Annotated in this window: 20 protein-coding genes; 11 read left to right on the top strand and 9 right to left on the bottom strand. The window is 65.2% G+C overall.

Annotation, left to right across the window (positions count from 1 at the left end; translation table 11 throughout):
* Positions 1-197: 197 nt before the first annotated feature.
* Genes manA through ACX80A_RS12695 form a run of 4 tightly spaced genes read right to left on the bottom strand, consistent with a single transcriptional unit; the run spans position 198 to position 4,774 of the window.
* Positions 198-1,463, bottom strand: coding sequence for a mannose-6-phosphate isomerase, class I (gene manA / locus ACX80A_RS12710; protein ID WP_459260105.1), 1,266 nt, complete (start codon positions 1,461-1,463; stop codon positions 198-200).
* Between the two features lie 13 nt (positions 1,464-1,476).
* Entirely contained in the window at positions 1,477-3,069 is a 1,593-nt protein-coding gene (locus tag ACX80A_RS12705; protein ID WP_459260104.1) for an LCP family protein, read from the bottom strand.
* The gene (purE, locus tag ACX80A_RS12700; RefSeq protein ID WP_459260139.1) at positions 3,066-3,569 is read right to left on the bottom strand and encodes a 5-(carboxyamino)imidazole ribonucleotide mutase; all 504 of its coding nucleotides are present in this window, start codon (positions 3,567-3,569) and stop codon (positions 3,066-3,068) included. The genes ACX80A_RS12705 and purE overlap by 4 nt, the downstream gene beginning before the upstream one ends.
* A gap of 23 nt (positions 3,570-3,592) precedes the next feature.
* Entirely contained in the window at positions 3,593-4,774 is a 1,182-nt protein-coding gene (locus tag ACX80A_RS12695; RefSeq protein ID WP_459260103.1) for a 5-(carboxyamino)imidazole ribonucleotide synthase, read from the bottom strand.
* Between the two features lie 192 nt (positions 4,775-4,966).
* Here ACX80A_RS12695 and ACX80A_RS12690 point away from each other — a divergent pair, with 192 nt between their 5' ends.
* The gene (locus ACX80A_RS12690; protein ID WP_459260102.1) at positions 4,967-5,572 is read left to right on the top strand and encodes a GtrA family protein; all 606 of its coding nucleotides are present in this window, start codon (positions 4,967-4,969) and stop codon (positions 5,570-5,572) included.
* Here the strand turns inward: ACX80A_RS12690 and ACX80A_RS12685 are convergent.
* Positions 5,550-6,278: a TIGR03089 family protein gene (locus ACX80A_RS12685; protein WP_459260101.1), complete on the bottom strand. Its 729-nt coding sequence runs from the start codon at positions 6,276-6,278 to the stop codon at positions 5,550-5,552. The two genes, ACX80A_RS12690 and ACX80A_RS12685, sit on opposite strands and share 23 nt — an antisense overlap.
* A 331-nt stretch (positions 6,279-6,609) precedes the next feature.
* Here ACX80A_RS12685 and ACX80A_RS12680 point away from each other — a divergent pair, with 331 nt between their 5' ends.
* From ACX80A_RS12680 to ACX80A_RS12670, 3 genes are read left to right on the top strand one after another with little or no spacing between them, the layout of a single operon-like run.
* Positions 6,610-7,176, top strand: coding sequence for a WhiB family transcriptional regulator (locus ACX80A_RS12680; RefSeq protein WP_459260100.1), 567 nt, complete (start codon positions 6,610-6,612; stop codon positions 7,174-7,176).
* Positions 7,177-7,205: 29 nt separating this feature from the next.
* Positions 7,206-10,793 (top strand): glycosyltransferase, encoded by a 3,588-nt coding sequence (locus ACX80A_RS12675; protein ID WP_459260099.1) that lies wholly within the window; start codon positions 7,206-7,208, stop codon positions 10,791-10,793.
* Positions 10,790-12,436 (top strand): DUF5719 family protein, encoded by a 1,647-nt coding sequence (locus ACX80A_RS12670; RefSeq protein ID WP_459260097.1) that lies wholly within the window; start codon positions 10,790-10,792, stop codon positions 12,434-12,436. The genes ACX80A_RS12675 and ACX80A_RS12670 overlap by 4 nt, the downstream gene beginning before the upstream one ends.
* Positions 12,437-12,466: 30 nt before the next feature.
* Here the strand turns inward: ACX80A_RS12670 and ACX80A_RS12665 are convergent, their stop codons facing one another.
* On the bottom strand, positions 12,467-12,967 hold the full coding sequence (locus ACX80A_RS12665; protein ID WP_459260096.1) for a metallopeptidase family protein: 501 nt from the start codon (positions 12,965-12,967) through the stop codon (positions 12,467-12,469).
* A 112-nt stretch (positions 12,968-13,079) separates the two neighbouring features.
* Here ACX80A_RS12665 and ACX80A_RS12660 point away from each other — a divergent pair, with 112 nt between their 5' ends.
* The 4 genes from ACX80A_RS12660 (at position 13,080) to ACX80A_RS12645 (ending at position 16,666) form a co-directional block, all read left to right on the top strand.
* Entirely contained in the window at positions 13,080-13,463 is a 384-nt protein-coding gene (locus ACX80A_RS12660; protein WP_459260095.1) for a DUF3499 domain-containing protein, read from the top strand.
* A gap of 68 nt (positions 13,464-13,531) precedes the next feature.
* Positions 13,532-13,756 (top strand): Trm112 family protein, encoded by a 225-nt coding sequence (locus ACX80A_RS12655; RefSeq protein ID WP_459260094.1) that lies wholly within the window; start codon positions 13,532-13,534, stop codon positions 13,754-13,756.
* A gap of 38 nt (positions 13,757-13,794) precedes the next feature.
* A complete protein-coding gene (gene ahcY, locus ACX80A_RS12650) occupies positions 13,795-15,285 on the top strand; it encodes an adenosylhomocysteinase (protein WP_459260093.1) in 1,491 nt (496 codons plus the stop codon).
* Between the two features lie 130 nt (positions 15,286-15,415).
* Complete coding sequence (locus ACX80A_RS12645; protein ID WP_459260092.1) at positions 15,416-16,666, top strand: L,D-transpeptidase; 1,251 nt, start codon at positions 15,416-15,418, stop codon at positions 16,664-16,666.
* Between the two features lie 31 nt (positions 16,667-16,697).
* On the opposite strand, the gene ACX80A_RS12640 is transcribed toward ACX80A_RS12645, so the two are convergent.
* On the bottom strand, positions 16,698-17,501 hold the full coding sequence (locus tag ACX80A_RS12640; RefSeq protein WP_459260090.1) for an RDD family protein: 804 nt from the start codon (positions 17,499-17,501) through the stop codon (positions 16,698-16,700).
* Between the two features lie 93 nt (positions 17,502-17,594).
* Here ACX80A_RS12640 and ACX80A_RS12635 point away from each other — a divergent pair, with 93 nt between their 5' ends.
* Positions 17,595-18,587 (top strand): stage II sporulation protein M, encoded by a 993-nt coding sequence (locus ACX80A_RS12635; RefSeq protein WP_459260089.1) that lies wholly within the window; start codon positions 17,595-17,597, stop codon positions 18,585-18,587.
* A 128-nt stretch (positions 18,588-18,715) separates the two neighbouring features.
* Complete coding sequence (locus tag ACX80A_RS12630; protein ID WP_459260088.1) at positions 18,716-20,023, top strand: TIGR01906 family membrane protein; 1,308 nt, start codon at positions 18,716-18,718, stop codon at positions 20,021-20,023.
* A 276-nt stretch (positions 20,024-20,299) separates the two neighbouring features.
* On the opposite strand, the gene ACX80A_RS12625 is transcribed toward ACX80A_RS12630, so the two are convergent.
* Positions 20,300-22,132 carry an AMP-dependent synthetase/ligase gene (locus tag ACX80A_RS12625; RefSeq protein WP_459260087.1) on the bottom strand — a complete coding sequence of 611 codons (1,833 nt, stop codon included), beginning with the start codon at positions 22,130-22,132 and terminating at the stop codon, positions 20,300-20,302.
* A 46-nt stretch (positions 22,133-22,178) separates the two neighbouring features.
* The gene (locus ACX80A_RS12620) at positions 22,179-23,663 is read right to left on the bottom strand and encodes a dolichyl-phosphate-mannose--protein mannosyltransferase (protein WP_459260138.1); all 1,485 of its coding nucleotides are present in this window, start codon (positions 23,661-23,663) and stop codon (positions 22,179-22,181) included.
* 310 nt (positions 23,664-23,973) lie between these two features.
* Between ACX80A_RS12620 and rsmI the strand changes: the two genes are divergently transcribed.
* Positions 23,974-24,852, top strand: coding sequence for a 16S rRNA (cytidine(1402)-2'-O)-methyltransferase (gene rsmI, locus ACX80A_RS12615; RefSeq protein WP_459260137.1), 879 nt, complete (start codon positions 23,974-23,976; stop codon positions 24,850-24,852).
* The last annotated feature ends 22 nt before the right edge of the window (positions 24,853-24,874 follow it).

The raw sequence follows: 24,874 nt of genomic DNA, 5'->3' as shown, positions 1-24,874 counted from the left end.
CCGCAAACGAGTGGCTGCGCCGCAGTAGTTCCGCAAACGAGTGGCTGCGCCGCAAATACGTGGTGGGGCAACCACTTCGATGCGGGTCAGCCACTTTTTTGGCGTCGGGCGGGGGCGTCGGGCGGGGGCGTCGGACGGAGGTGTCGGGCGGGGGGGCGGTGGATCGGGTTGGGTGCGACTCGGCCAGCTGGAGGGACTCAGCCGCCGAGAGTTACGGCGAACGCCAGGGCGCCGTCGTCGTCCTGGTCGGACTCGGGTCCGGTACCGGCGGCGAGCTTCACCATGACGGGGGCTTCGGTGGCTGGAACGAACGCGCTGCCTCCGCGCGGCACCAGGAGGTCGCCGCGGGGGGAGTCGAGGACGATGCTCCCGGAAACCGCGAGGACCAGGACCGGCCCGTTCTGGGCCAGCGGCACGTCGGACGACGCCATCGACCCCGATCCGGCACGCAGTTCGAGGCGCTGCAGGGCGAACTCTTCGAACGGCGGGCAGTACAGTTCCTGGCCGAGCTCGGTGTGGCGAGCCTCGACCGCCGGCACGGTCATCGCCGCGAAAGTCACTGTCTTCAGCAGCTCCGGCACGTCGATGTGCTTGGGGGTGAGCCCACCGCGCAACACATTATCCGACGACGCCATCACCTCAATTCCCAGGCCGCTCAGGTAGGCGTGGATGTTCCCGGCGGGCAGGTAAATGGCCTGGCCGGGACTCAGCGACACCCGGTTCAGCAACAGGGATACCAACACTCCGGGATCGGCGGGGTAGTGCTCGCTCAGCTCACGGACCGTGGCTGCCTCCGGACTGTCAGCGGTCGCGAGTGCGGCAGCAACCGTCTCCGCCGCCTGTGCCGAAGCCTTCCCACTGGTCAGCAGGCGGGTGAAGGCGCTACGCAAACCTGAGTGCTGGTCGGAACCGCTGAGATCAGCGACGACGTCGGTCAGCAACTGGGGAACGCCAGCGCCGGAGGCCTCGACAGCCGCCACCAATTGCTCAAATACTGCCGTAGCCTCGGGTGCCTGACGGAACCCGCACAACGCTTCGAATGCGGTGAGCGCGAAGATCATTTCCGGCTTGTGGTAACCGTCGTGGTAGTTACGGTGGGGCGCATCAGGGGGAAGCCCGGCAGCGTTCTCGGCGTCGAACCCCGCCGTCGCCTGGGAGCTGCTCGGATGCACCTGGAGAGACAGCGGCGCTGCCGCGGCGAGGACCTTAACCAGGAACGGCAACCGTGCACCGAAGCGCTGCACGGAGGCGTCACCAAGTGCCCGCAGCGGATCGGAGGCAATCAGCCGGTCGAGGTCCTCGCGAGTGCCGTCGTCGAGCAACGCCCGTGACGGGGAGTCCGGGTGGGCTCCCACCCACAGTTCTGCTTCGGGACCGCCGGAGGGCACCCGGCCGAGGAGCTCGGCGATGGCTGTCTCGGATCCCCAGGCGTAGTGCCGCAGGGTGTTCTCCAGCAGATACATGGGACTCGTTTCCTTAGGCGGGACTGCATTCTCCGTTGTTGTCCAGAAGGGTGCTCAGCGTTGCATCGTCTCCGATGGTAGCCAACTGCTGGAGGTATTCCTCGGTGATCTCCGGCTCGGTCACCTGCGCCGGGACGGTGCCGGTCAGTGGCATCGGTTGGAAGACCCGCACCATGGCCGGCTCATCGAGCGGAGCACCCGGAGCGTCAGCGGCGGGTTCGGCGCCGGTGGTGTCGGCGAGCGTCTCCTGGACCCTGGCGTGGATCTCCTCGAACACAGGGTAGGTGACGAAGTTGTCGGCGGGCGTGCCGAAGTCGGGTGGCCCGATGGTCAGGCGACGGGTTTCGTGGTCCTTGGCCTTCAGCGCCAGATCAACGAAGCTTCCCAGCTGATCCAGCGGAATGTCAGTTTCGACGATGGCGGCGCCGGCGCTTGCCAAGTCCTGGAATCGGGTCAGCACGGTGGCGGGGTCCAGTTGAGCGATCATTGCCTGCTGCACGCACTGCTGCCGGGAGATCCGATGGTAGTCGGTGACAAATTCGCGGGATCGTGCGTACCAGAGCGCCTGGTAGCCGTCGAGCGTCTGAACCCCCGGGGCGATCCACCCGGACGGTGGATAATGCCGGATGGGGTTGGTACCCGGAATCTCCGCGGCGGTGATGGGAACCCACCCACCGGCGTCGATAGAAATCCCGCCCATGGCATCGATCACCTGGGAAAAACCCTCCATGTCCACGAGGATGTAGGCCTGAATTTCAATACCCAGGATGCCACCCGCGGCATCCATCATGGCCTCCGCCCCCGGGTCGTCTGAGTCGGGGTACAGGTCGGCGTGATCCTGGGCGACCACCGGGTAGAGGCTGTTCACGATGCATTCGTCGCCACAGCTGTACCCTTCCGGGTAAATCTCCCATAGGGGCGAATTTTCGGTGAAGGGTGCGTTCTGAAAGTTCCGTGGAATGCTGAACGTCACCGCCGCGCCAGTTGCCGCGTCGACGCTGATCACCGAGATGCTGTCAGGCCGGCGACCAGTGCGGTCCTCCCCGGCATCGCCGCCCATGAGCAGGAAGTTGTAGCGCCCGTCGACGGGATCGAACGCGGGTCCGGTCTGGAAGATAGAGCCGAAGGTGCCACGGCTGACATTGAGCAGGTATGCGCCGTAGGCGAGGGACCCACTGGTGACGACCATGAGCGCTACCAGGGCCCCGGCGACCACCGGGCGCATCGACCGGTCCAGCAAGGGAGGCCTGATGATGCGCAGGGTGTTGAGAAACAGGATGGCCCAGGACACTGCGAGCACCAGCAGCACGATGATGAGCACCAGTGACCACCACTGGTGCGTCACCAGACTGACCAGCAGGCTGCGGTTGGTGACGGCGACGACGGCGGTGACCGCGATCGCCAGCCAGGCGGCGAACGTTACGAGGAGGGCCCGCCGGCCCAGTTGTCGGTCACCGGCAACAATCTGCGCCGAGCCAGGCAACACCAGGGTCAGGAGCAGGAGGACGAAGGCGCGTTTGGTGCGGATTTTTGGGGTAGCCGACTGTGGGTAGCGAACCGGGTCAGTCAACAACCACTGCCCCTCAGGGTGAGGTGCCTGACTCATACGCTGCTCTCCGAGGGGTCGGCCGCTCGGGCACGAAGAGACTCGCCCTTGTGAATGGCTGTCTCCCGCAAACCAGCGGCGAACTCGACGAGGTCCCTCCGGAGGCGCCCGGCGAGCGTACCCTCGCCGGCAGCGAGCATCCGCACGGCGAGGAGCCCCGCGTTGCGGGCGCCACCGATGGACACCGCCGCTACGGGAACGCCTGCGGGCATTTGAACGATAGACAGCAAAGAGTCCATGCCGTCCAGGTACTTCAGAGGTACCGGCACGCCGATGACCGGCAGGGGAGTAACGGAGGCCAACATCCCTGGGAGGTGAGCGGCGCCGCCGGCACCAGCAATAATGACGCGAAGCCCCCGCTCCTGAGCCTGCTGGCCATACGCGATCATTTCGGCGGGCATCCGGTGGGCTGAGACGACGTCGGCCTCAAAGGGCACCCCGAATTCCGTCAGCGCCTGAGCTGCTGCCTCCATGACGGGCCAGTCCGAATCGGACCCCATCACTAGTCCTACCAGCGGGTTAATCACGCGTTGTCCTTTCGGAGCTCTGTGCCGTTGTGCCCATCACGAAGAATGGCGGCAGTTCGTTCCGCCCGGTCACGGACGGTGTCAAGGGTTTCGCCAGGCAAGGCTACAGCCGTGACATGCCCAATTTTGCGGCCTGGCCGCACATCCTTGCCGTAGGCGTGGATCTTCGCTTCGGGCTCGGCGGCCAGCGCCGTCGGATAGGCGCTAAAGAGGTCAACGTTGGCGCCACCGAGATAGTTCTTCATCACCGTCACGGTCCCCAGCGTTGCAGTGCTGCCCAACGGCAGGTCAAGGATTGCCCGCAGATGCTGCTCAAATTGCCCAGTCACCGAGCCGTCCATGGTCCAGTGGCCTGAATTGTGGGGCCGCATGGCCAACTCGTTGACCATGAAACCAGACTCCGTGTCCGGAGTCTGGAACAGTTCAACGGCCATCACACCGGTAACCCCGAGTTGGTCGGCGATCCTGAGTGCGGCGTCGCCAATCGACGTCGCAAGCTCCGCGGAGAGGTCGGCGGCCGGCGCGATCACCTCGTCGCACACCCCGTCCACCTGGATGGAGTGCACCACCGGCCAGGCGCGGGAGGCACCCGACGGGGTGCGAGCCACCAGGGCTGAGAGTTCGCGGCTGAAATTCACTTTGGCTTCGGCGAGCAGGGGGCTGCCCCGGAACCAGGAGGCGGCACGTGCAATATCGGCTGGCGTGTCGAGCACCATCACTCCCTTGCCGTCGTATCCGCCACGGGGAGTCTTCAACACGATCGGCCAGCCGATCCCGTCCCCGAAAGCGCGCAGTTCCTCGATCGTTGAGACCTCAGCCCACTCCGGGTTCGGCAGGCCCAACCGGTCGATGGCCCGGCGCATCACGATCTTGTCCTGCGCGTGCGCCAGAGCCTCAGGGGGCGGCTGCACATTGACACCGTCGGCCTGCAGCGCCCTAAGCAGATCGCCAGGTACATGTTCGTGGTCGAAGGTCAGCACATCGACGCCCCGGGCGAACTCCCGCAGGTCGCCAAGGTTGCGGAAGTCGCCCACCGTTGAGGAAGCCACCGCCGCCACCGCCGACACATCAGGCCCTTCGGCGAGAACGCGGAGGGTGAAGCCGAGCTGGACAGCGGGAGGGGCCATCATGCGGGCCAGCTGGCCGCCGCCAACCACACCGATTACAGGAAAAGTCACGTACTCAGGGTACCCACTGCCCGGCGGTGCGCTGGCATGCTGCGCCTGCGCCGGGCAGGTTTCTAGGAAACTCCATGCTGGGCAGCTAAAATGGCTCACTGGCCGTTATGCATGCAGCATGGGGGTACTACCTCCACGGTTGCACGTCCGCGATCATGGTGAACCAGACATGCAACCGGACCACGGAGGGTCATGTTTTCCACAGTGGCAGATCGCATCAGGGGCCTAGCCTCTCTGTTTTGGCGTGAGGTTGCCAAGTTCGGTGCCGTTGGCGGTGTCGCCTTCGTCATCGACAACGGATTGTTCTGGTACCTGATCCACGGCCCCATGTCCGACAGCGAGGTGAAGGCCAGATTCGTTTCAGCGTCGGTGGCGACCGTCTTTGCCTGGATTGCCAACCGCTACTGGACCTTCAGACACCGTCGGCAGCCGAACCCGGTCCGTGAACTGAGCATGTTTGTGTTCATCAACCTCATCGGAATGGGGATTGCAGCGGGGTGCGTGTGGATCGCCAAGTATCCGATGGACATCACTGACCGGCCGACGCTGTTCTTCGCCGGCATTGTCGGCACGGTGCTCGCCACGGTCCTGCGTTTCGTCGCGTACCGGTTCTGGGTGTTCAACGTTGAACTGGACGAGGATCCGGCGTTCAGCCAGGACCGGGAACTGTTCGGCCATCCGGACCCCCGAATCGCCGAAGGTCCGGCCACGGCGTCGACAGTGGTCCCGGCAGGGCCCCGGCTGGTCGACCCGACCGATTCCACTCCGGCCGAACCTATACGCCCACGAGATCAGTAACCCGTTCGCTGGCCACCAATTGCTCTGACAAGGCAACACTCGGGTGGGCGACGATCAGGGTCCCCCCGGTGCTCCATGCGTGCACTGCCGCCGCAAGGATCGTCTCAAGCGCCAGATCGGCAGGAAGCAGGAGCACTCCGCCCGGAGTCCAGCCGCAGGCGGCGGCGCGGTCGAAGAGCACCGGCATGCTGAGATCCCCACTGTCCTGCTCCACTGCTGTCTGGGAAGCATTGGCTGGAGGCAGATCGAAAAACTCATCGCCATAGCCACGCACCTCCGCAGCGTAATCAACAGCGCCCGCGGGGAGGAGGCCCGGCCATTTGAGGTCGAGTGCGCCCAAAGCGACCAACACCAGTAGTGGGGATGGGTCGCCATCGGGCGCAGTAGCCGCTGAGCTGACCACAATGTCCACTGGCCGGTCGGGTCTCGACGCCCCATCGACCGGGACCGCCCCAACCTGCCAGCAAGCCAAGGCCCAGACCAGGGTCTTCCAATGACCCGGCAGCTCCAACGCAACCCGGATGCCGGGTTCGGCGTCCAGTTCCTCAACCAGCAGATTGGAGGTTTTGGCAACCCAGTTGTCGAGCACCCGGCCGGAAAGCTCAATCCGCTCGCTGCCTGGCCCGTACCAGATCAGGCGAGGCTCCGAGGGGCTCAAGGTGCGGAGCTGATTCATGAGCTGGGGGACTGCGGTTGATGGATCCATGACCGGTTGGTACCTTCCTGATGACATTTATTTTGCTGCCGATTTTGACGGAGAATCCCGGGGCAGCGGATTCGCCAGTGTCACAGGGGACACGCCGCCGCCGTAGTGAGAAACTCTCAGCGTGGCGTGAACGGGTTCCCAGGAAATAACTCTATAAGATTCCCCCTGGCGCTTGACTGAACACGTATTACACGCGTGTAATTAGGTATCGGAAAGTTCCAGCACACCGGATACTTGGGCCGCATTGCCTCTCGCAAAACATCTTTTGCTCAGCAGTCGTGCCTGAATCCACCACAGTAGCTGCTGGAGCGGCAACACCGGGAGGGCTGACATGGGACAGGTAGAGAAGGTCCACGACCGCACAACCATCGAGGCACAGGCGTCTGCCCGCTACGGATCACGTGGCGTTCCAAGCGACTGGTTTGTCGATCCGGCAGACCCGGACGCCGCGGAGCGGCACCGACAGAGGATTGAAAGCTCACTCGAGGACCAGGCCACTGCCTTCCTCACTGCCCATGAGGCCCTGGCTGAACTCCCTGCCGACGTAGTGGAGTCAACCCCCTCCGCGCTCATGACGCCCGAGCGCATCTCGTCGCCGTCGAGGCAAGTGCCGGGGCGCAGCGATCAGCCGGTGTGGATTGGTCTGCCCGGTATCGGCCAGGACTTCGACGACGAGGGTGAACTCGGCTGGCAGGCTGATTCGCTCTGCGCCCAGACGGACCCCGAGGCGTTCTTCCCCGAGAAGGGCGGCTCAACCCGCGACGCCAAGAAGGTCTGCGGCGCCTGCAACGTGCGCTCGCAGTGCCTCGAGTATGCACTCGCCAACGATGAGCGTTTCGGCATCTGGGGCGGCCTGTCCGAGCGCGAGCGACGCCGGCTACGAAAGCGAGCAGTCTAATTCTGCAGCACCCCCGTGTCACAGCCGTTGTGGTCGCCCACAACGGCTCTGCTTTTCTATCAGCAACTCTGGCCGCGCTCCGGGCGCAGCGGCACCAGCCCAGCTTTGTGATCGGCGTCGACGCCGGTTCCACTGACGACTCAGCGTCGATCCTGCAGCTGGAACTACCCGTTGGTAGCCCAGTGGTTGGCTCTGCCTCACGCGCAGGGTTTGGCTCGGCGGTTCGCGTGGGTCTTGCCGAAATTCCCGCGCGTCCCCGGCCCGCCGGGGAGGAAACCGCCCACGAGTGGCTCTGGCTGCTCCACGACGACTCGGCGCCCGAACCAAACGCCCTCGACGAGCTACTCCTCGCCGTCGAACGTGCTCCCTCGGTCACCGTCGCTGGGTCGAAACAGGTTGAGTGGGACAATCGCCGGAAGGTGGTTGACGTCGGCCTGTCCATCAGCCGATGGGCCGAACGGTTGACGCTGATCGACGTCGACGAACTCGACCAGGGCCAGTATGACTCCCGCAGTGACGTCTTTGCCGTCAATTCGGCGGGCATGCTGGTCCGCCGCGATGTCTGGGACACCCTTGGGGGATTCGACCCGGCGCTTCCTGGCACCGGCGACGACGTGGACTTCTGTTGGCGCAACCGGCTCGCTGGGCATCGCGTGGTGGTGGTGCCGAGTGCCGTGGTGCGCCACGCCGCCCCACGCACACATGCCACCGCCGCCCAGCGCGCGGCCCGGAAGGCCGAGGTTTACCTCCGGCTGAAACACGCGACGCTGTGGAAGGTCCCCTTCCTTGCAGTGGGCGCAGTGATCGGCGGTTTCGGCCGGCTCCTGATGGGGTTGCTTGCCAAGGACCCCGGCTATGGGTTCAGTCAACTCTTTGCCAGCATCGCCGCAGTGCTCCGCCCGGTGGACCTGTTCAAGTCCCGGCGTCGAGCCGCAGCCACCAAGAAACGCCCTCGAAGCGTGGTCCGCGCGCTCCGGACGTCGCGCCGCGAGGTCTGGTCCCACCGACGGTCGGTGCTTGACGCGTTCTCCGCAGAGTGCCACCTCAGCGACGCAGCGATCGCCGACGAGCAGAGCGCCTATATTCCCTCCGGTGACGCCACTGAAGACTTCAGTTCCCTCGCCGCACCATCGCGCACCTGGGTGGGACTCGGCGCGGTGGCGGCAGGCCTGATCCTCACCGCGGTCTCGTTGATCGGGCTCCACCGCTTTGTTGGAGCGCCGGCCCTGGCTGGAGGGTCTCTGCTGCCGGTGTCTACCAGCATGGTGGACATCTGGAACAACGCGTCAACCTGGTGGATTACTCTCGGGTCCGGGATGCCCGGCCACGGTGATCCGTTCGGGTATGTGCTGTGGTTGCTGGCTGCCCTCGGGGTGGGCAACGGCAACGCGGTAATGGTCACCCTGACCTTGCTCGCGCTGCCCCTGGCCGGGCTGTCCGCGTGGTTCGCGGCCGGGGCGCTGACCCGGAGCCGGGGACTACGGTTCTGGGTTGCGTTCTTCTGGGCCGCCGTGCCGACCCTTCAGGTAGCGCTGGGCAGCGGCCGGCTCGGGGCCCTCCTTGCCCACGTACTCCTGCCGTTGGCCGGGCTGGCCCTGCTGCGTGCGGTCGGTGCGGCGCGAGCTCCACAGCTGGCATCCCAGCGTCAGGCTGGCGCCACCGCGTTCCCCGCCGATGTGTCTAAACCGTCCCCCCAGCACGACGACGCGTACCAGCGCCGTCGACCCGTCGAAATACTGCTCAAACCAGGTATCAACGGGGTACCCAGCTGGACTGCCGCGGCGACTGCGGGTTTGCTGCTCGCGGTGATCACAGCGGGGGCGCCATCCCTGCTTCCCTTGCTCGTGGTGGCAGTGCTTGGTGCCATGCTTTTTCTCCGCCGTCGGGCGAAAACCCTGTGGTGGTCGCTCCTTCCGCCGTTGGCCCTGTTCGTTCCGTTTATTGGCTCGACCGCCGACCAACTACGCGCTGTCCTTGCTGACCCTGGCGTCCCGGTACCCTTCGCGGGTGCCGCGCTGTGGCAGCAGATGCTGGGCTATCCGGTTGCTTTTGACCCGATGGCGCCACTTGCCGCCCTCCCCTTTCTTCCCGACGGTCCGTGGGCCCTGGTGACCGCGGTGCTGGTCGGTGGGCCCGCCATTCTGTTGGCCGCTGCTGCGCTCTTCATCCCTGGCCGCGGCACCGCGATGGCTCGAGGACTTTGGCTACTCGGCCTGGCCGCGCTGCTGCTCACCACAGTGTTGTCTTTCGTCGCAGTGGCGGTGGGAGCTTCGGCGCTGATCACCCCGTTTACCGGCCCCCTGGTGTCAGTGCTGATGCTGGCGATGGCCAGCGCAGCAGTCATTGGTGGCGACAAGACGCTCACCGCCCACCACGCCCGCACCGCTTCCCGAGGGCTAACGGATACCTCCGCTCCGCGACGCCGCACCGGGCCCGCACTGGCGGCAGCCGCCGTCGTCCTTGGGATGGGTCCTGTCGCTAGCTTTGGCTTGTGGGCAGTACCGTCCCCAGTCGAGACCACAGCTGCACCAGCCGTCGCCGCCGTCTCAGGCACTGCCGCCGGAGCGGATCCGGCCGCGATACAGGTCCCTGGCACCCGGTTTGGCACCGATGTCCTGCTCGCGCCGAGCGCCGAGCGCACCCTCCCCGCAACCGCCGCTGACCGCGGAAACAGCCCAGAGCGCACAAAGTCGCTGGTGATGAACGTTGATGGCAACAACAACGTCAGCGCCGCTCTGATGCGCAGCGGTGGCACCACGCTCGACCAGCTGTCGCAGATCTACTCAGCCCGGGGACTTTACGGTCCACTCGGGTCGGCCGAGGTGCGCGAGGATGATGAGGCTACCGCGGCCATCCGCAGCACCGTCGCGGTGATCGTTGCTGGTACGGGCTTCGACCCGCGGGAGGAATTGGATCAGCTGGGCATCGGTTTCGTGGTGCTGCAGCAATCAGATTCGGCCGCCGAGGTCCTCGCTGCACAGATCGACGCGGTGCCTGGTCTTGTTGCGATAGGCAACACCCCCTCAGGCTGGCTGTGGCGGGTAGTCCCGACCACCGCAGCCGAGGATGCCGCTACCGTCAACGGCACCGGTACCGAGGGTACTGCTGCGGGTGCACGCGCCCGGATCGTCGATGCTGATGGATCCACTGCCGCGGTCCTTGAATCCGGGCCGATCAACCTCGCCGCAGACATTCCAGCCGGGCCCACCGATCGTAGGCTTGTCCTCGCCGAACGTGTCGACGCCGGATGGCAGGCCACGCTCGATGAGAACGCGCTGGAGCCTACATCGGCCGGTTGGTCCCAGGCCTTCGCAGTTCCAGCCGAGGGCGGCAGCCTGGAGATCCGCTACGTGACGGACTGGGAGCCCTGGGCGGCCATCGGTTCGGCCGTGGTCATCGGATTCACTATCCTGCTGGCCATCCCCATGCCGTCGCGGGCCCGTTTCGTGAGGGCCGATCCGGGTCGCCGTGGACGGCAAGCAGTGCCGACCGCCCCCACCCCGACCGCCCCCACCCCGACCGCCCCCACCCCGACCGCCCCCACCCCGACCGCCCCCACCCCGACCGCCCCCACCCCGACCGAAGAATCGATCCTCAGCGGAAGGGGCAGGTCATGACAGAACGAGAGGCTGAGGTATCGGCAGCCACGCGCCCCAGCACCAAGCAGCGGCGGGCCTCAGCGCTTCGCCGGGCCGCAGGCATCGGAGCCGGGGTGCTTCTGATTGGCGCCAGCGGGGCCGTCGTGGCGGGCGCCGTCGTCCTCGAGCCGACGGGAGCGCCAGCGCAGTTTCCTGTTCCCGTGGCAGAGGTGCCAGCGGGAGACTACACAGCCGTGTGCCCGGCTGCGCCACGCCTGCTGGAGAGCGACGCGGCCCTCGCCGACCCGCAATTCAGCCCCGAATCGGAGACCGCGAGCACCACGGTGAGCGCCATGGTGTTGAGTAGCCTTGGTGGAACGTTGCCTGGCAGCGCGCTTACCCCACTCGACGGCGGCGAGCCGCTGGCGACTATCGCCACGAACGAAGCCGGAGACGACCCGGCTTCCGAATCGGTGACCAACGAGGATGGCCTAACCACCCGGTCCGCCGGAGTGCTCGCTGACCAGTCAGTCGACGGGGCAAGCGTCTTTTCGGCCCAGCCGGTGGGTGGACTGCCAGCCACCTCCGGTGCAGTCCTCAGCTTTAGCGCCACTGACGGCGATCTGGGCGGCCTTGCTGTCGCCCACTGTACGACGCCGGGCAGCGACTTCTGGATTCTCGGGGCATCCACCACCGTGGGGGCCACAGCCGTCCTCAACCTATCCAACCCGTCAGGAACACCGGCCACCGTTGACCTTGAGCTGTACGGAACGGATGGGCCGATTGAAGCCGGAGGGACGAGGGGTTTATTGATTGCTCCTGGAGCCACGGACTCGATTGTATTGGCAGGTCTTGCCACCGATCAGGACCAGTTGGCTATCCGGGTGTTGAGCGATGGCGGTCGGGTCACCGGCAGTATTCAGCAGAGCGTCCTGCGCGAACTCACCCCCGGTGGTGTGGAGCTCCTCCAACCCGCCGCACCCGCGGCGAGCACCCAGGTCATTCCCGGCGTGCGGGTCCAGGATGCGGACATAGCCGACCAGATCAGCGCTCAGGACGGCTATGAGGCAGTTGCGCCAGGCGTCCAGGTAGTTGTGCCAGGCAGCACTGACGCGGTGCTGAATGTCAGGGTCTACGGTTCGGCGGGTGAGGTGGAGCTGCCCAACGGGGGAGTGCTGACCGCTGCTGCCGGCACGGTGACGGGCGTACCCGTCGGGGCCCTTCCTGCCGGTGACTACACGGTGGAAGTCGCCTCGGATGTCCTCATCTCGGCGTCGGCGCGGGTCAACCGTGGCACCGAGGCCGGGGAACCGGTCGACTTCGGTTTCGCGCCCTCCGGTGTCCGCTTGGGCAATACCCAGGTGGCGGTGTTCCCTGGCGGGTCACGAGGCGCTCTCACCTTCGGTGCGCCCTCCGGCCGGTCGGAGGTTCAGCTGACCCCGCTGGCCGAGGACGGAACGCTGCAGGCCGAGCGGGCAGTCAGCGTGGCAGGCGGCACCACGGTCACGGTGGCCGCCGCGGACCTCGGCGATGACGTGGTGGCGGTTTTGATTGGTGCCTCAGGGGATCCGGTGTACGGGGCGCAAGTGCACCAGGTCGACAGTAACCCTGGCATCTCGGTAACGTCTCTGCCGCCCGGCAGCGCCGGACAATCGAGCGTCGCGGTCAACCTGGGGTACTGATCATCGCCCCCTAGGTTGTCCCTAAGCCCGTCAGGCCCGGGACCGACCGTAGGCAGGATCGACAGCCTCGGGAGCCATCCCCAACAGTTCGGCGGTCTGTTCCACCACCACATCGTGGACCAGTTCGTTGGGGGAAATGTAGCCGCCGGCGGCGAGCTCCACCGGATGCCGGTAGATGATGATGGTGGGCGGTCGGTTCGGCGTGGCCGGTATTGAGGTGCCAAGGACGCCGCGCAGCGACTCGACGGTCATGGCCTCAAGGTTGCCGGGAATTTCCTGCACTACCATTTGGAGATCGAGGATGCGCTCACCCCACAGGCGTTCCAGGCGCTGAGCCGATTCCATCACCCAATCGTCGAACCTCTCGGCCCTGCTGCGCGAGCCGGGAAGATGGGAGGGGATCACTGGTCCGCGGAGGCCCCGGCCGTGCCTGTTTCTCCGGCGGCGGTTGTAGCGCGGGGCGAGGGGGGCGTTCCTCACGCCAGCAGCCGGGTCGGTCAGCCGCACCGAAAATGTTGAACTGTCCCGCATGTATTGACTCTAAACCCATTGGCACCCAATGCAAGGCCCGCATCGTCCGGCGGCGCGCGGGCCCGGCTCATGATCCCCGTTCTCCCGCCCCCGGCCGGTAGGGTGATCAGTCGTGGGATCCCTTCGAAGTTGTTCGCGCTCAGCCTGTCAGCGCGCCGCCGTCGCGACGCTCACCTTCGTGTACTCCGATTCCACGGCGGTGCTCGGCCCGCTGGCCACCTATGCGGAACCCCATTGTTACGATCTGTGTACCACCCACGCCGAGCGGCTGACCGTGCCGAGAGGGTGGGAAGTGGTGAGGCTGGCTTTGCCGTCGACGCCGCAAGCGCCACATCCCGATGACCTCGTCGCCTTGGTCAACGCGGTCCGCGAAGCTGCCACGGACCGCAGCCAGGATACCGGTCCCGCGGTGCGGGGCAGCAAAGAATCACTCGAACCTCCCGCCAACGCGGGTGGTGTGCGCCGGGGGCACCTGCGAATTCTCCGCGAACAGTAGGCATGCCGCCCCTTAGCCGGAGCACACTGCAGTTCTGTCAGTACCCGCGCCCGCGATAGTCTTGGATCATGAGCCCTTTATCACCCGATCTGCTCGCTGTGCTCCGGTGCCCCGTGACCGGCTCAGCGCTGGTCCAGGAGGGAGAACTTCTGGTCTCCTCAGTGACCGACAGCACGGGAAGTACGGTGCGATACAGCATTGATGAAGGCATCCCCGTGCTTCTCCGCCCCGAATTACTGGTAGCGGCCACTGAGGCCGGCTCCGACGAGCACGACGGGCCAGCCGCTAACTAGTCCACGTGCAGCACCAACGAACAGGAATGCGCCACATCATGACCTTTGACTTCAAAGTTGCCGACCTCTCCCTCGCCGAAGCGGGACGCCACCAGATTCGCCTGGCCGAACATGAAATGCCCGGCCTGATGAAGCTGCGTCAGGAATTCGGTGCGAGCCAGCCCCTCAAGGGCGCACGCATCGCCGGGTCACTGCACATGACGGTCCAGACCGCCGTGCTGATCGAAACACTCACCGCACTCGGTGCCGAGGTGCGGTGGGCATCCTGCAACATCTTCTCCACCCAGGACGAAGCGGCGGCCGCCATCGTCGTCGGATCCGGCACAGCCGAGAAGCCCGCCGGTGTTCCCGTCTTCGCGTGGAAGAACGAGACTCTCGAGGAATACTGGTGGACCACCACCCAGATCCTGAGCTGGCCCGGTGAGCAGGGACCGAACATGATCCTTGACGACGGCGGCGACGCCACCCTTCTGGTGCATAAAGGAGTGGAATTCGAGGCCGCCGGCGACGTGCCGGCCGGACCAGCCGAAGACGACATCGACTACTCCCACGAATTCTCAGTGGTCCTCGACGTCCTGCGTGGCACCCTCGCCGAGGATTCCCAGAAGTGGACCCGGATCGCCAAAGATATCAAGGGCGTCACCGAAGAGACGACCACCGGCGTCATGCGGCTCTACCAGCTGGCGCAGCAGGGCAAGCTCCTGTTTCCGGCCATCAACGTCAACGACTCGGTGACCAAGTCCAAGTTCGATAATAAGTACGGCATCCGCCACTCCCTGCCTGACGGTCTCAACCGGGCAACCGACGTCCTCATCGGCGGCAAGGTGGTTGTGGTGTGCGGCTACGGCGACGTCGGAAAGGGCGCCGCCGAGGCGCTTCGCGGCCAGGGCGGCCGCGTCATCGTCACCGAGATCGACCCGATCTGTGCGCTGCAGGCGGCCATGGACGGATACCAGGTCGCACGGCTCGAAACGGTCCTCGCGCAGGGCGATATTTTTATCACCACCACTGGCAACAAGGACGTCATCATGGCGCATCACATGGCCGGGATGAAGCACCAGGCCATCGTCGGCAACATCGGCCACTTCGATAACGAGATCGACATAGCCGGCCTGGCGAAGACGCCAGGAATCCGCAAGGTGGAGATCAAACCGCAGGTCCACGAATGGGTCTTCGCAGCGGATGAAGCAACCGGCGGGGCCGAGCACTCGATCATCATGCTGTCCGAGGGCCGGCTGTTGAACCTCGGCAACGCCACCGGACACCCGTCCTTCGTCATGAGCAATTCGTTCGCCAACCAGACCATCGCGCAGATCGAACTGTTCACCAAGTGGATGCAGAATGACCTCGACGGAAATCGTGAGTACGCCAACCAGGTGTACGTTCTGCCGAAAATCCTTGACGAGAAGGTGGCCCGGTTGCACCTGGACGCGATCGGGGTGGAGCTCACCGAGCTCACGAAGAGCCAGGCAGAGTACCTGGACATCGAGGCATCAGGCCCCTACAAGTCCGATCACTACCGATACTAGACACCCTTTTGCGACGTGGCTACCACGTCGAAGTGCACCACAATGGCCGCCCCACGACGTAATATCGGTTGTGGGGCGGCGATTTTTTCCTGACAGGATGTGGGGAGGGCTGATGGAAAGTCGGCAGGGCATGAGCAAGAGTCGAAAAGGCTGGGTTGTTGGTGGGGTAGCGGTGACCGTTGTTCTGATAGCGGTCGGGGCGGCAATCGCCGTCGCGCCGAATTGGGCCGGCACCGGCATCGCGCCCGCGGCACCCTCTGCACCCTCCGGCGCCGGGTCAACGGAGCCTGCGACCCCGTCAGCAACGCCCGCGCCCACGGAGGCGCCCACCTTCGATTTCGGAGCTAGTCCAGCCGACCACGCCGAGATGGTGAATCCCGTGACGGTGCCTGAGGTCCGGGCCCAGGGCGCCGTGATTGAGAGGGTTACGCTGCGCGCTGCGGACGGCGGGGAACCAGTCGAGGGGGCGCTGAGCGAAGACGATTCCGTCTGGACAGCCACCGAACGGCTCAAGTTCGCCACCGCCTACAACTTTGAGTTCGTCCTCGCCGCCGCGGACGGGACCACCGCTACCGATTCGCGGAGCTTCACCACGGTGATGCCGGCCAACGAGGCCGATGCAGCCATGTATCCGTTGGACGGGTCGACGGTGGGGACCGGCCAGCCCATCGAGATCAACTTCAGCGAACCGGTCATCAACCGGGATGAGGTGGAATCGGCTATCACCATCACCAGCTCCAGCGGACAGGTCGGTGCCTTCCACTGGCTCAGCGACACGAAGGTGCGGTACCGTGCGGAAGAGTTCTGGGCGCCGAACAGCACCGTCACCGTCGACCTGCAGTTGTTTGGGGTGGACTACGGCAACCAGATGATCGGGAACTTCGACGACGAAATGGTGATCAATACCCACAACACCCGGCTGGCCGTCGTCGACAATGGCACCAAGATGATGGACGTCTACATCGATGGGGCCCTTGCCCGAAGCTTCCCCATCACGCTGGGGACCGAGGAATGGCCCTCGACCATCGGCTATCACGTCGTGATGGAACAATACGAATCCACCAGGTTCACCGCCGAGTCGATTGGGCTTCAGCCCGGCGACGACGCCTACTACGAGCCCACCGTGGTGAAGCACGCAAGCCGCATCTCCAAGGGCGGCGCGTTTGTCCACGAGGCGTTGCCGGACGCCCAGGTGGCGCTAGGTAACTTCAATGTTTCCCACGGCTGTGTCGGAATGTCCCCCGAGGGGGCCAAGTACTTCTACGACACCTTTGGCCCCGGCGACGTCGTCGAGATCCGGAACACCGGGTACGGTCCCATGTTCATCTGGGATGGCTTCGGCGACTGGAACACGCCCTGGAACGAATACAGCAGCCAGTAGCCGTCGGCCCCGACCCAGCTATGGCGCCGGGCTACTGACCGAACGGGAGCCGGTGCAGTCGTTCTGCGCTCCTGGCGATGCGCTCCCGCTGGCGTGTGAGCCGGTGCAGGTCCCGTTCACGACGCCGGGCCAGCACAGCATTCAGGAAGTCTTCGGGATGGGTCCCCGGTGGTGGGGCTGGAGCAACGAAGGCCGAGACCTCGGTTGCCAGCTCGGTAGCCAGTGTTTCGCGGGCCACCAGGGTCAGGCGGGGCGCCTGACCGATGAACGCTGCTACCCGCCGGGCAAGGGGATCGGGGAGCTGCAGCAGGTCGGCCGTCTCCAGCCAGGTTGCGAGCTGCGGGGGAGCGACGGCCAGGGTGCGAGGCTTCTCCACCACCCGCTCATGCAGCGAATAGGTTCCCGCCAGGAGGTCGCCCAACCGTTTGGACCGTTCATTGAACACGGCCACCAGAAAGGCAAGCGACCCCACCAACAGGTAGATTTCGAGGACCCCCAGCATCCCGCGAATGAAGGCATGCCGGAAGCGGATGGCACCGCCGTCGTCGCGCACAATCCTCAATCCCATCACCAACCGCCCCAGCGATTTGCCGCGGGTAACGGTCTCCACGGTCACCGGGACCACCAGCACCACCAGAATAAGAAGGACCAGAACCAGCGTCTGGGTCAGGGCCGGGTCGAGGGAGCCGCCGAGGGTGCCACTGACCGCCAGGATGATCGCCAGAACCAGGATTACCTGCGCGACAATATCGATGAGCAGGCTGATGCTGCGGGCGCCGAACGATGCGGGCCGTAGTTCGAGGACTACCGCCTCACCTGTCACAACCGAACTCATCGCGCATCTCCTTGATCAACCACCCGGTATCCAACAGACCGGTGGAGCCTTCACCCCGAAGCTTATCGGCCACCGCCCGGCTAAGCTGAAAGGGTGGACGTCGATGCATTCGTTGAGGTGAACCGCCCGGACTGGGAGCGGCTTGATGAGCTGGTGCGGCGGCGGAAGCTCTCGGGTGCCGAAGCCGACGAACTGCTGGTCCTTTACCAGCGCACGTCCACCCACCTATCGATGATCCGGTCGATTGCTCCGGAAAGTGCCCTGTCCGGAGCCCTATCGATGCGGTTGTCCCGGGCCCGGACCCGGTTTACCGGTGCACGCTCCAACTTCATGGAGGATGTGGCGTCGTTCTTCGTCGTCTCCCTCCCTGCGGCTTTCTACCGGGTGCGGTGGCTGACCGTCGTCGTCGGCGTCCTGTTCAGTGGCGTCGCCTGGCTTTATGGGGTCTGGGTGGCGGGAACCCCCGGTGTCATTGCGGCGATGGGCGGCGATGGGTTTGCTGAGCAGTATGTCGAGGAGGACTTCGTCGACTACTACTTCGAGAATCCTGCGGCATCCTTCGCGGGCCTGGTGTGGACGAACAACGCCTGGATTGCGCTACAGGCGGTCGCATTTGGCGTCACCGGTATCTGGGCGCCGTGGATCCTGTATCAGAATGCGCAAGGCATCGGCATGGCGGGTGGGACGATGGCTGCCTATGGTGAACTCGACACCTTCTTCAGCTACATCCTGCCGCACGGATTCATGGAACTTACTGCCATTTTCATTGCTACGGCAGCGGGGTTGAGACTCTTTTGGGCCTGGGTCTCTCCTGGCGCGCGGACCCGCCCGAACGCGCTGGCCGAGGAGGGACGGTCGCTGATCACCGTCGCGCTGGGGCTGGTGCTCGTGCTGTTCATCTCCGGATTGGTGGAAGGGTTCGTGACGCCAAGCCCGCTGCCGACCTGGCTGCGGATCGGCATCGGTTTTCTGGTGTTCGCCGCGTATTGGGCCTACACGCTGCTGCTGGGGCGCCGGGCGGTCGACGCCGGATACACCGGAGACCTCTCAGGTATCGACCGGGGTGAAACAGCACGCACTGCTTGATTCGTCCCGCGGTACGGTGAAGCGCTTGAGCAGGCTGGTCCGACGTCGGACCGGCCTGCGTTGGTTACCGGGAGTGCGGCGGTACGCTCAAGGGTAAGTACTTGAGCAATTTTCTAGGAGAACACCCAGTGGCTGAAAACGACGAGACCGAACAGCGCGCGGGAGCTGCACCAGCCGGGGAGACGACCTCCGGTACTACTCGCATGCCGACCGAACCCGCTGCCAAATCGATTGCCGAACCCGCTGCCGAACCCGCTGCAGATCCTCCTGCAGAGACGACTGTGAAGACGAGTGCGGAACCGATTGCAGAGCCCGCTGTCGCGCAGCGGAGTTCCCTGCCGATGCGTAGGGCCAGCACCATGCCGGACCTCAGCCGCTTCGACGCGACCCGGCGCACTGATCCTGCCAACGTGCCGGTCCCCGCTGGAGCCACCGGGAGCGTGTCAGTTGACGAGGAGTCGGCTGATGACGCGGGAGGGTTAGATTCGGCGGCGTCGACTTCCGTCGCATCTGCTCCTGACGCGGCTACCACTGTCGGAGCTCCGGCGATCAGTGCCGCTGCTGCCGCGGGCTCGGGTCGTCGGGTAGTTGGCAAACCACAGGGACCCTCATCTCCGAACGATCCCGCCCCTGATACCGCTGCACTGTCAGCTCGACCCACCGAGGCCGAGGTGAACCGCCGGGCCGCCGAACGGGATGAAGCATTCACCGGGAAGCCCGTCATGGCGCGGGTCTTCCAGGTCCTCATTGCTGTGTTCTTCCCGATCATGTTGCTCGCGGCGGCAATCCGGGCGGTCACCTCGCCGCTCTTCCTCTGGGTTGAGTATCATCGCCCAGGGTTCCCTGCCGATAGCTTCGGGTTCAACACCGATGACCGGATGACCTACGGGTCCTACACGGTCGACTACATCCTCAACTGGGCATCGCCGCGCTATCTTGGCGACCTCGTCAACACCGACGGCGACCAGCTTTTCCTGGACAGCGAGGTGGGGCACATGCTCGACGTCAAGCTGGTCCTGGTGATCAGCTTCGCCGTCGCGCTTGCGATGCTGGTCTTCACCCTCGCCGCCTGCTGGCACCTCGCCCGCACCTATCCTGGTGGGGTCCGGAGGGCACTGTTCGCCGGGGCCCTCACGACATTGGTGCTGATGGTTGCCCTGACCGTGACGGCAATCCTCGGGTGGCAGACCTTCTTCACCCAGGTGCACGCGATCTTCTTCGCCGACGGCACCTGGACCTTCCGCGCCGACGACACCCTGATCCGTCTCTTCCCCGAGCAGTTCTGGACCGATGCCGCGATCACGGTTGCCGCGCTCGCCGTAATCGTCACCCTGCTGACTCTGGTGCTGACCTGGCCGACGAAACACCGTCGCGAGAAGTCCCGGCTCGCCGATGAAGCGGCTCGGCGGCGTCGTCTGGATTCGCTGGCGCTTTAGCCTGCATCACGTCCATGCCTTGTTCCACCCTTGGGATTAGTGCAGCTGTGGTGGGTGAGCTCAAAGTAATGCGCAGCAGTGGCGGGTGGCGGAGCGTCTGACCCGCCACTGCTGCACATAATTTCCCGACGGCGGCGCCTCCGGCATCGACCACTCGCCACAAGTGCACTAATGTTCTCGCGGGTGCGAGGTTTTGGGGCCCAGCGGTCGCACGGCGGCACCCTGCCGGCCGTGGCCGGTCAGGCCGGGAGCGTCTGGATCGCGTGCGCGCCCAACCTACCTTTTCGGGGAGGCGTAGAGGTCCTCGAGTTCTTGACGCAGGTCGGCCAGCACCGCTGAACGCCTGAGTTTCAAGGTTGGCGTGAGGTACCCGGATTCGGGGCCGAAGTCCTGGTCAAGCACAGCGAATTTACGGATCTGTTCCGCAGCGGACACCTGCGAGTTCGCCTCGTCCACGGCGACCTGGAGCTCCGCGCGCACGCCAGCATGACCTGCGGCCTCGGTGACGGTCAGCCCACCCAAACCGGTTTCGGTTCCCCATGAGGCAACGGCTTCGGGATCCAGGGTCAGGAAAGCCCCAATAAATGGTTTACCGTCGCCGACCACCACCGCATGGGCCACCAGCCGATGCTCGCGGATTTTCTCTTCGAGAGGCGCCGGTGCAACGTTTTTCCCCGCCGCGGTCACTAGCAGATCCTTCTTGCGGCCGGTGATGGTCAGGAAACCGTCCTCATCCAGTGACCCAAGGTCGCCCGTGCGGAAGTACCCATCGGCGGTGAAGGCCTCACTGTTCGCCTGCTCGTCGTTGTGGTATCCCTTGAACACGCCGACACCCTTGATCTGCACTTCGCCGTCCACATCCACCCTGATACTGGTTCCAGGCATCGGGATGCCCACGCTACCGACTCGGGTCAAGGCCACCGTGTTGGCTGTGCACGGTGCTGTGCTCTCGGTGAGACCGTAGCCTTCCTGGACCTGGATCCCTGCCCCGCGGAAGAAATGCGCAAGATGCTCACTGAGGGGACTTGCGCCGGACACCGTGTAGGTCACACCGCCGCCGAATACGGCCCGCAGTTTCGGGTAGAGCAGCTTGTTGAACAGAGCATGACGTGCCTTTAGCAGTGGTCCGGGGCCGTGGCGTCCGCGCGCGGCCGCGTCCAATGACTGGGAGTAGGCGACCGCCGTGGCTGAACCGAGCTCGAAGATCCGTCCTTTGCCAGCGTCCCTGGCCTTCTGCTCCGCGGTCGCATAAATCTTTTCGAAGATACGTGGCACCACCAGGAGGAAGGTGGGCCGGTAGGTGGTCAGATCTGCCAGCAGGTCGGCGGCGTTGGACGTGTGCCCCAGTTTTACCCCGCCGGCTAGGCACACCACCTGGACTGCACGGGCCAGGACGTGCGCGAGAGGGAGGAACATTAGGGTCCGGGCGTCCTTCTCGCGGAGCAGCTCTGGCAGGAACTCGAGGGTGTTGACGGCGAAGAGGGCGAAATTCCCATGCGTAATCTCGCATCCCTTGGGCGGGCCGGTGGTGCCCGAGGTGTAGACCAGCGACGCGACGTCATCCAGTGACCTGCTGGCACGCGCTCCCTCGAGTTCATGATCTTCGACCGCTGAACCCTCGGACACGAGAGCCGCGAAGGTGTCGCCGCCGTCGTCGTAATTCATGAGGTACAACCGATTGTCGGTGTCGGGGCCGCCGCCCAGCGCCCGCTCAACCACCTCGGCTTTGCCGGCGTCCTCGACAAAGATGAGGCCCGCCCCCGAGTCCTGGAGAATCCAGCCCACCTGAGTAGCGGACGAGGTCTCGTAGATCGGCACCGTCACACCACCGGCAAACCAGATCGCCAGGTCGGCCAGGGTCCACTCATACCGGGTCTTGGACATGACGGCGACGGCGTCACCGGGCCTCACGCCGCGCGCGATCAATCCTTTGGCCAGGGCCTGCACCTGCTCAAGGAACTCGCCCGCGGTAATGTCCTGCCACTCGCCCGCCTGCTTCACCGCATAGAGGGCTCCGTCGGGAGATCTCTGGTGCTGCGCTACCAACAGGTCAGTGACATTGGTGTCCGGCGGCAGGCTGACAAGCAGTTCGGTGGTTGATTCGCGCATAGAGACAGGTTCTCACTTTTCGGTCAGGCGCGTCACGTGACGCGGGTCAGATCCAGCTGGGCATCCACATGCGGAGCCGCCACTGGTCATAGGGGATCAGCTCGGCCGTCCAGACCGGAAGGAAGTAGGCGGAAACCAGCACCGCCGCAGCAACAAAGGCTCCCACCAGGATCAACCCCAGGCGTCGCCGTCGCGGCGGGTCCCAGGAACGGCCCAGCACGAGGCCCAGACAGTAGACCAGGGCCAGGATCAGGAACGGCTGGAAAGCGATGGCGTAGAAGAAAAAGGTGGTGCGCTCGGGGTACAGGAACCAGGGCAGATAGCCTGCAGCGACACCGCCGAGGATGGCCCCGGCACGCCAGTCCCGGCGCCCCACCCAGAAGAACATCAACACAATGAGGGCAATCGCGGCCGACCACCAGATCAAGGGGTTGCCAACCGAGGTGATGGCTCGGGAACAGGCGTCCACGGCGCAGCCCTGGTCAGCCCCCAGGTCGCCCTTGTAATAGAAGGACACCGGGCGGCCCATCACCAGCCACGACCAGGGCGTGGATTCGTAAGGATGTTCTGAGCCGAGGCCTTCGTGGAACGTGTAGGCGGCGCGGTGATAATCCGCCAGCGACCTGACCGACGCCGGTAGCCACTCCCACGCTGGCGCAGGATGGTCGGCAGCCCACTGCCGGTTGTAGGCGTCGGCGGACAGGAACCAGCCGGTCCACGTCGTCAGGTAAGTGACCGCCGCTAGCGGAACCATCGTAATGAAGGCCTGCAGTCCGTCCCGCAGGACAGCTCCGGTGATCCAGCGTCGCACCCCGACCACCCGCCGGGCGTTCATGTCCCAGAGCACAGTCATCAGGCCGAACAGGGCGATATAGGGGATGGCCGACCACTTGGTGCCCAACGCCAAACCGAGGCTGATCCCCGCGACGATCCGCCAGGGGCGGAACCCGAGCCACGGCCCGTAGACCAGGTCGGCCGCCGACGGTCTGGTTCCGCCGGGAGCGAGCGCCGCCAGTGCCGCCAGCTTCGCCGCTAGGGTCTGTCGGGCCCGGTCCCGATCCAGCAGCAGCGCGCCGAACGCCACCACGAGCCAGAACATCAGGAACACGTCAAGCAACGAGGTGCGCGACTGCACCAGATGATGACCGTCGACGGCGGTGAGCAGGCCAGCCGTTGCGCCAAGAATCGGCGAACCAAATAGCCGGTGCCCGATCAAGGCGATCAACAGGATTGACAGGGTCCCCACCAACGCCGCCGTGAACCGCCAGCCGAACGAGCTGTCAGGTCCGAAGAGGAGCATCCCGAAGGCAATCATCCACTTGCCCACCGGCGGGTGTACCACGTAGTCGGGGGTGCCCAGGATGACGCTGGTGTCGCCGCTATTGAAGTCGGCGTCGGGTTCCTCGGGCCACTCCCGCTCGTACCCGGACAACAGGTACGAGTACGCGTCCTTCACATAGTAGGTCTCGTCGAAGACGAGAGTGTCCGGTTCGCCCAGCCGGACAAACCGCAATATCCCGCCGATCACCATCACGGCGACTGGCAGCAGCCAGTCGAGGATCCCCCGGGGGAGGCGTTCACCGAGCAGGCGGCGCCGCAGCACCAGGGCGTCGTAGGCGGTGCGCGGGGTGTAGACCCAGCCATGCGCCAGCGGGGCCCCGCCGGCCGGCGGCGGGGAAACGGCGGTATGGCTCACCCTGCTTATGGTACCGCCAGTGCAGGACCGCGCCGGAGTAGGGCGGGGCTACGCTGGGAAGGTGAATACGACTGGGAATGACGCGGACTTCAACGGCGACAGCAACGACGGCGACTCTGCTCCGGAGTTCGACGGCGACTCTGGCCTGGAGTTCGAGACAGCCGCCGACGGCGCCGCGCAGGGGAGTCCCGACGGCGGCCGGATTGTCCTCGCCGCAACCCCGATCGGCAATGCAACAGACGCGTCGGCCCGCTTGGTGTCGCTGCTGCAAACCGCTGACCTGGTGGCGGCCGAAGATACCCGTCGTTTGCAACGGCTCCTGAGAGCGCTGGAAATCAGGGTGCAGGGGCGGATTATCAGCTACCACGAACACAATGAGGGCACCAGGACTGCCGAACTGCTGGAACAGGTGAAGGGCGGCAAAACCCTGCTGATGGTCACCGATGCCGGGATGCCGTCCGTTTCCGACCCGGGCTACCGGCTGGTCGAGGCGGCGATCGCTGGCGGCGTGGACGTGACCATGGCTCCTGGACCATCGGCGGTGCTGACCGCGCTGGCCCTGTCAGGGCTTCCGACCGACAGGTTCTGTTTTGAAGGTTTCCTGCCCCGCAAAACGGGTGAGCGGAACTCACGCCTGAGTGAGTTGGCGGCTGAACGGCGCACCATGGTGTTTTTCGAGGCACCACACCGGCTTGAGGTGATGCTGCGTTCGCTACACCAGGTCTTCGGACCGGACCGACCGGCGGCGGTGGCCCGGGAGCTGACCAAACGGTACGAGCAGGTGCTCAGGGGTCCGCTGGCTGAGCTCCTGGGCTGGGCTGAAACCACTGAGGTCAGGGGCGAGATTGCCGTCGTCGTCGGCGGCGCGCCGCCCGCTGCACCAGCCAAACCGGAGGACCGGGTGGCGGCCGTTGCAGCCCTCACGGACCAAGGCATTCGGTTGAAGGACGCGGTGGCGGCTGTTGCTGAAGAGTCGCGGGTCAGCAAGCGGGAACTGTACGCAGCGGTCATCGCCGCCCGCTGACCACAGCCCCAACCGTGGTCAT

It is taken from the genome of Arthrobacter sp. TMN-50, assembly GCF_054511125.1.
Note: the sequence above shows the minus strand (reverse complement) of the source record. Positions and strands in the feature narration are given on the sequence as shown.

What these genes read in the sequence shown, in the direction of transcription:
- manA (WP_459260105.1), bottom strand. Translation starts at nt 1,463, where the DNA reads ATGTATCTGCTGGAGAACACCCTGCGGCACTACGCCTGGGGATCCGAG.
- ACX80A_RS12705 (WP_459260104.1), bottom strand. Translation starts at nt 3,069, where the DNA reads ATGAGTCAGGCACCTCACCCTGAGGGGCAGTGGTTGTTGACTGACCCG.
- purE (WP_459260139.1), bottom strand. Translation starts at nt 3,569, where the DNA reads ATGGGGTCCGATTCGGACTGGCCCGTCATGGAGGCAGCAGCTCAGGCG.
- ACX80A_RS12690 (WP_459260102.1), top strand. Translation starts at nt 4,967, where the DNA reads ATGTTTTCCACAGTGGCAGATCGCATCAGGGGCCTAGCCTCTCTGTTT.
- ACX80A_RS12685 (WP_459260101.1), bottom strand. Translation starts at nt 6,278, where the DNA reads ATGGATCCATCAACCGCAGTCCCCCAGCTCATGAATCAGCTCCGCACC.
- ACX80A_RS12680 (WP_459260100.1), top strand. Translation starts at nt 6,610, where the DNA reads ATGGGACAGGTAGAGAAGGTCCACGACCGCACAACCATCGAGGCACAG.
- ACX80A_RS12670 (WP_459260097.1), top strand. Translation starts at nt 10,790, where the DNA reads ATGACAGAACGAGAGGCTGAGGTATCGGCAGCCACGCGCCCCAGCACC.
- ACX80A_RS12665 (WP_459260096.1), bottom strand. Translation starts at nt 12,967, where the DNA reads ATGCGGGACAGTTCAACATTTTCGGTGCGGCTGACCGACCCGGCTGCT.
- ACX80A_RS12655 (WP_459260094.1), top strand. Translation starts at nt 13,532, where the DNA reads ATGAGCCCTTTATCACCCGATCTGCTCGCTGTGCTCCGGTGCCCCGTG.
- ahcY (WP_459260093.1), top strand. Translation starts at nt 13,795, where the DNA reads ATGACCTTTGACTTCAAAGTTGCCGACCTCTCCCTCGCCGAAGCGGGA.
- ACX80A_RS12645 (WP_459260092.1), top strand. Translation starts at nt 15,416, where the DNA reads ATGAGCAAGAGTCGAAAAGGCTGGGTTGTTGGTGGGGTAGCGGTGACC.
- ACX80A_RS12640 (WP_459260090.1), bottom strand. Translation starts at nt 17,501, where the DNA reads ATGAGTTCGGTTGTGACAGGTGAGGCGGTAGTCCTCGAACTACGGCCC.
- ACX80A_RS12625 (WP_459260087.1), bottom strand. Translation starts at nt 22,132, where the DNA reads ATGCGCGAATCAACCACCGAACTGCTTGTCAGCCTGCCGCCGGACACC.
- ACX80A_RS12620 (WP_459260138.1), bottom strand. Translation starts at nt 23,663, where the DNA reads ATGGTGATCGGCGGGATATTGCGGTTTGTCCGGCTGGGCGAACCGGAC.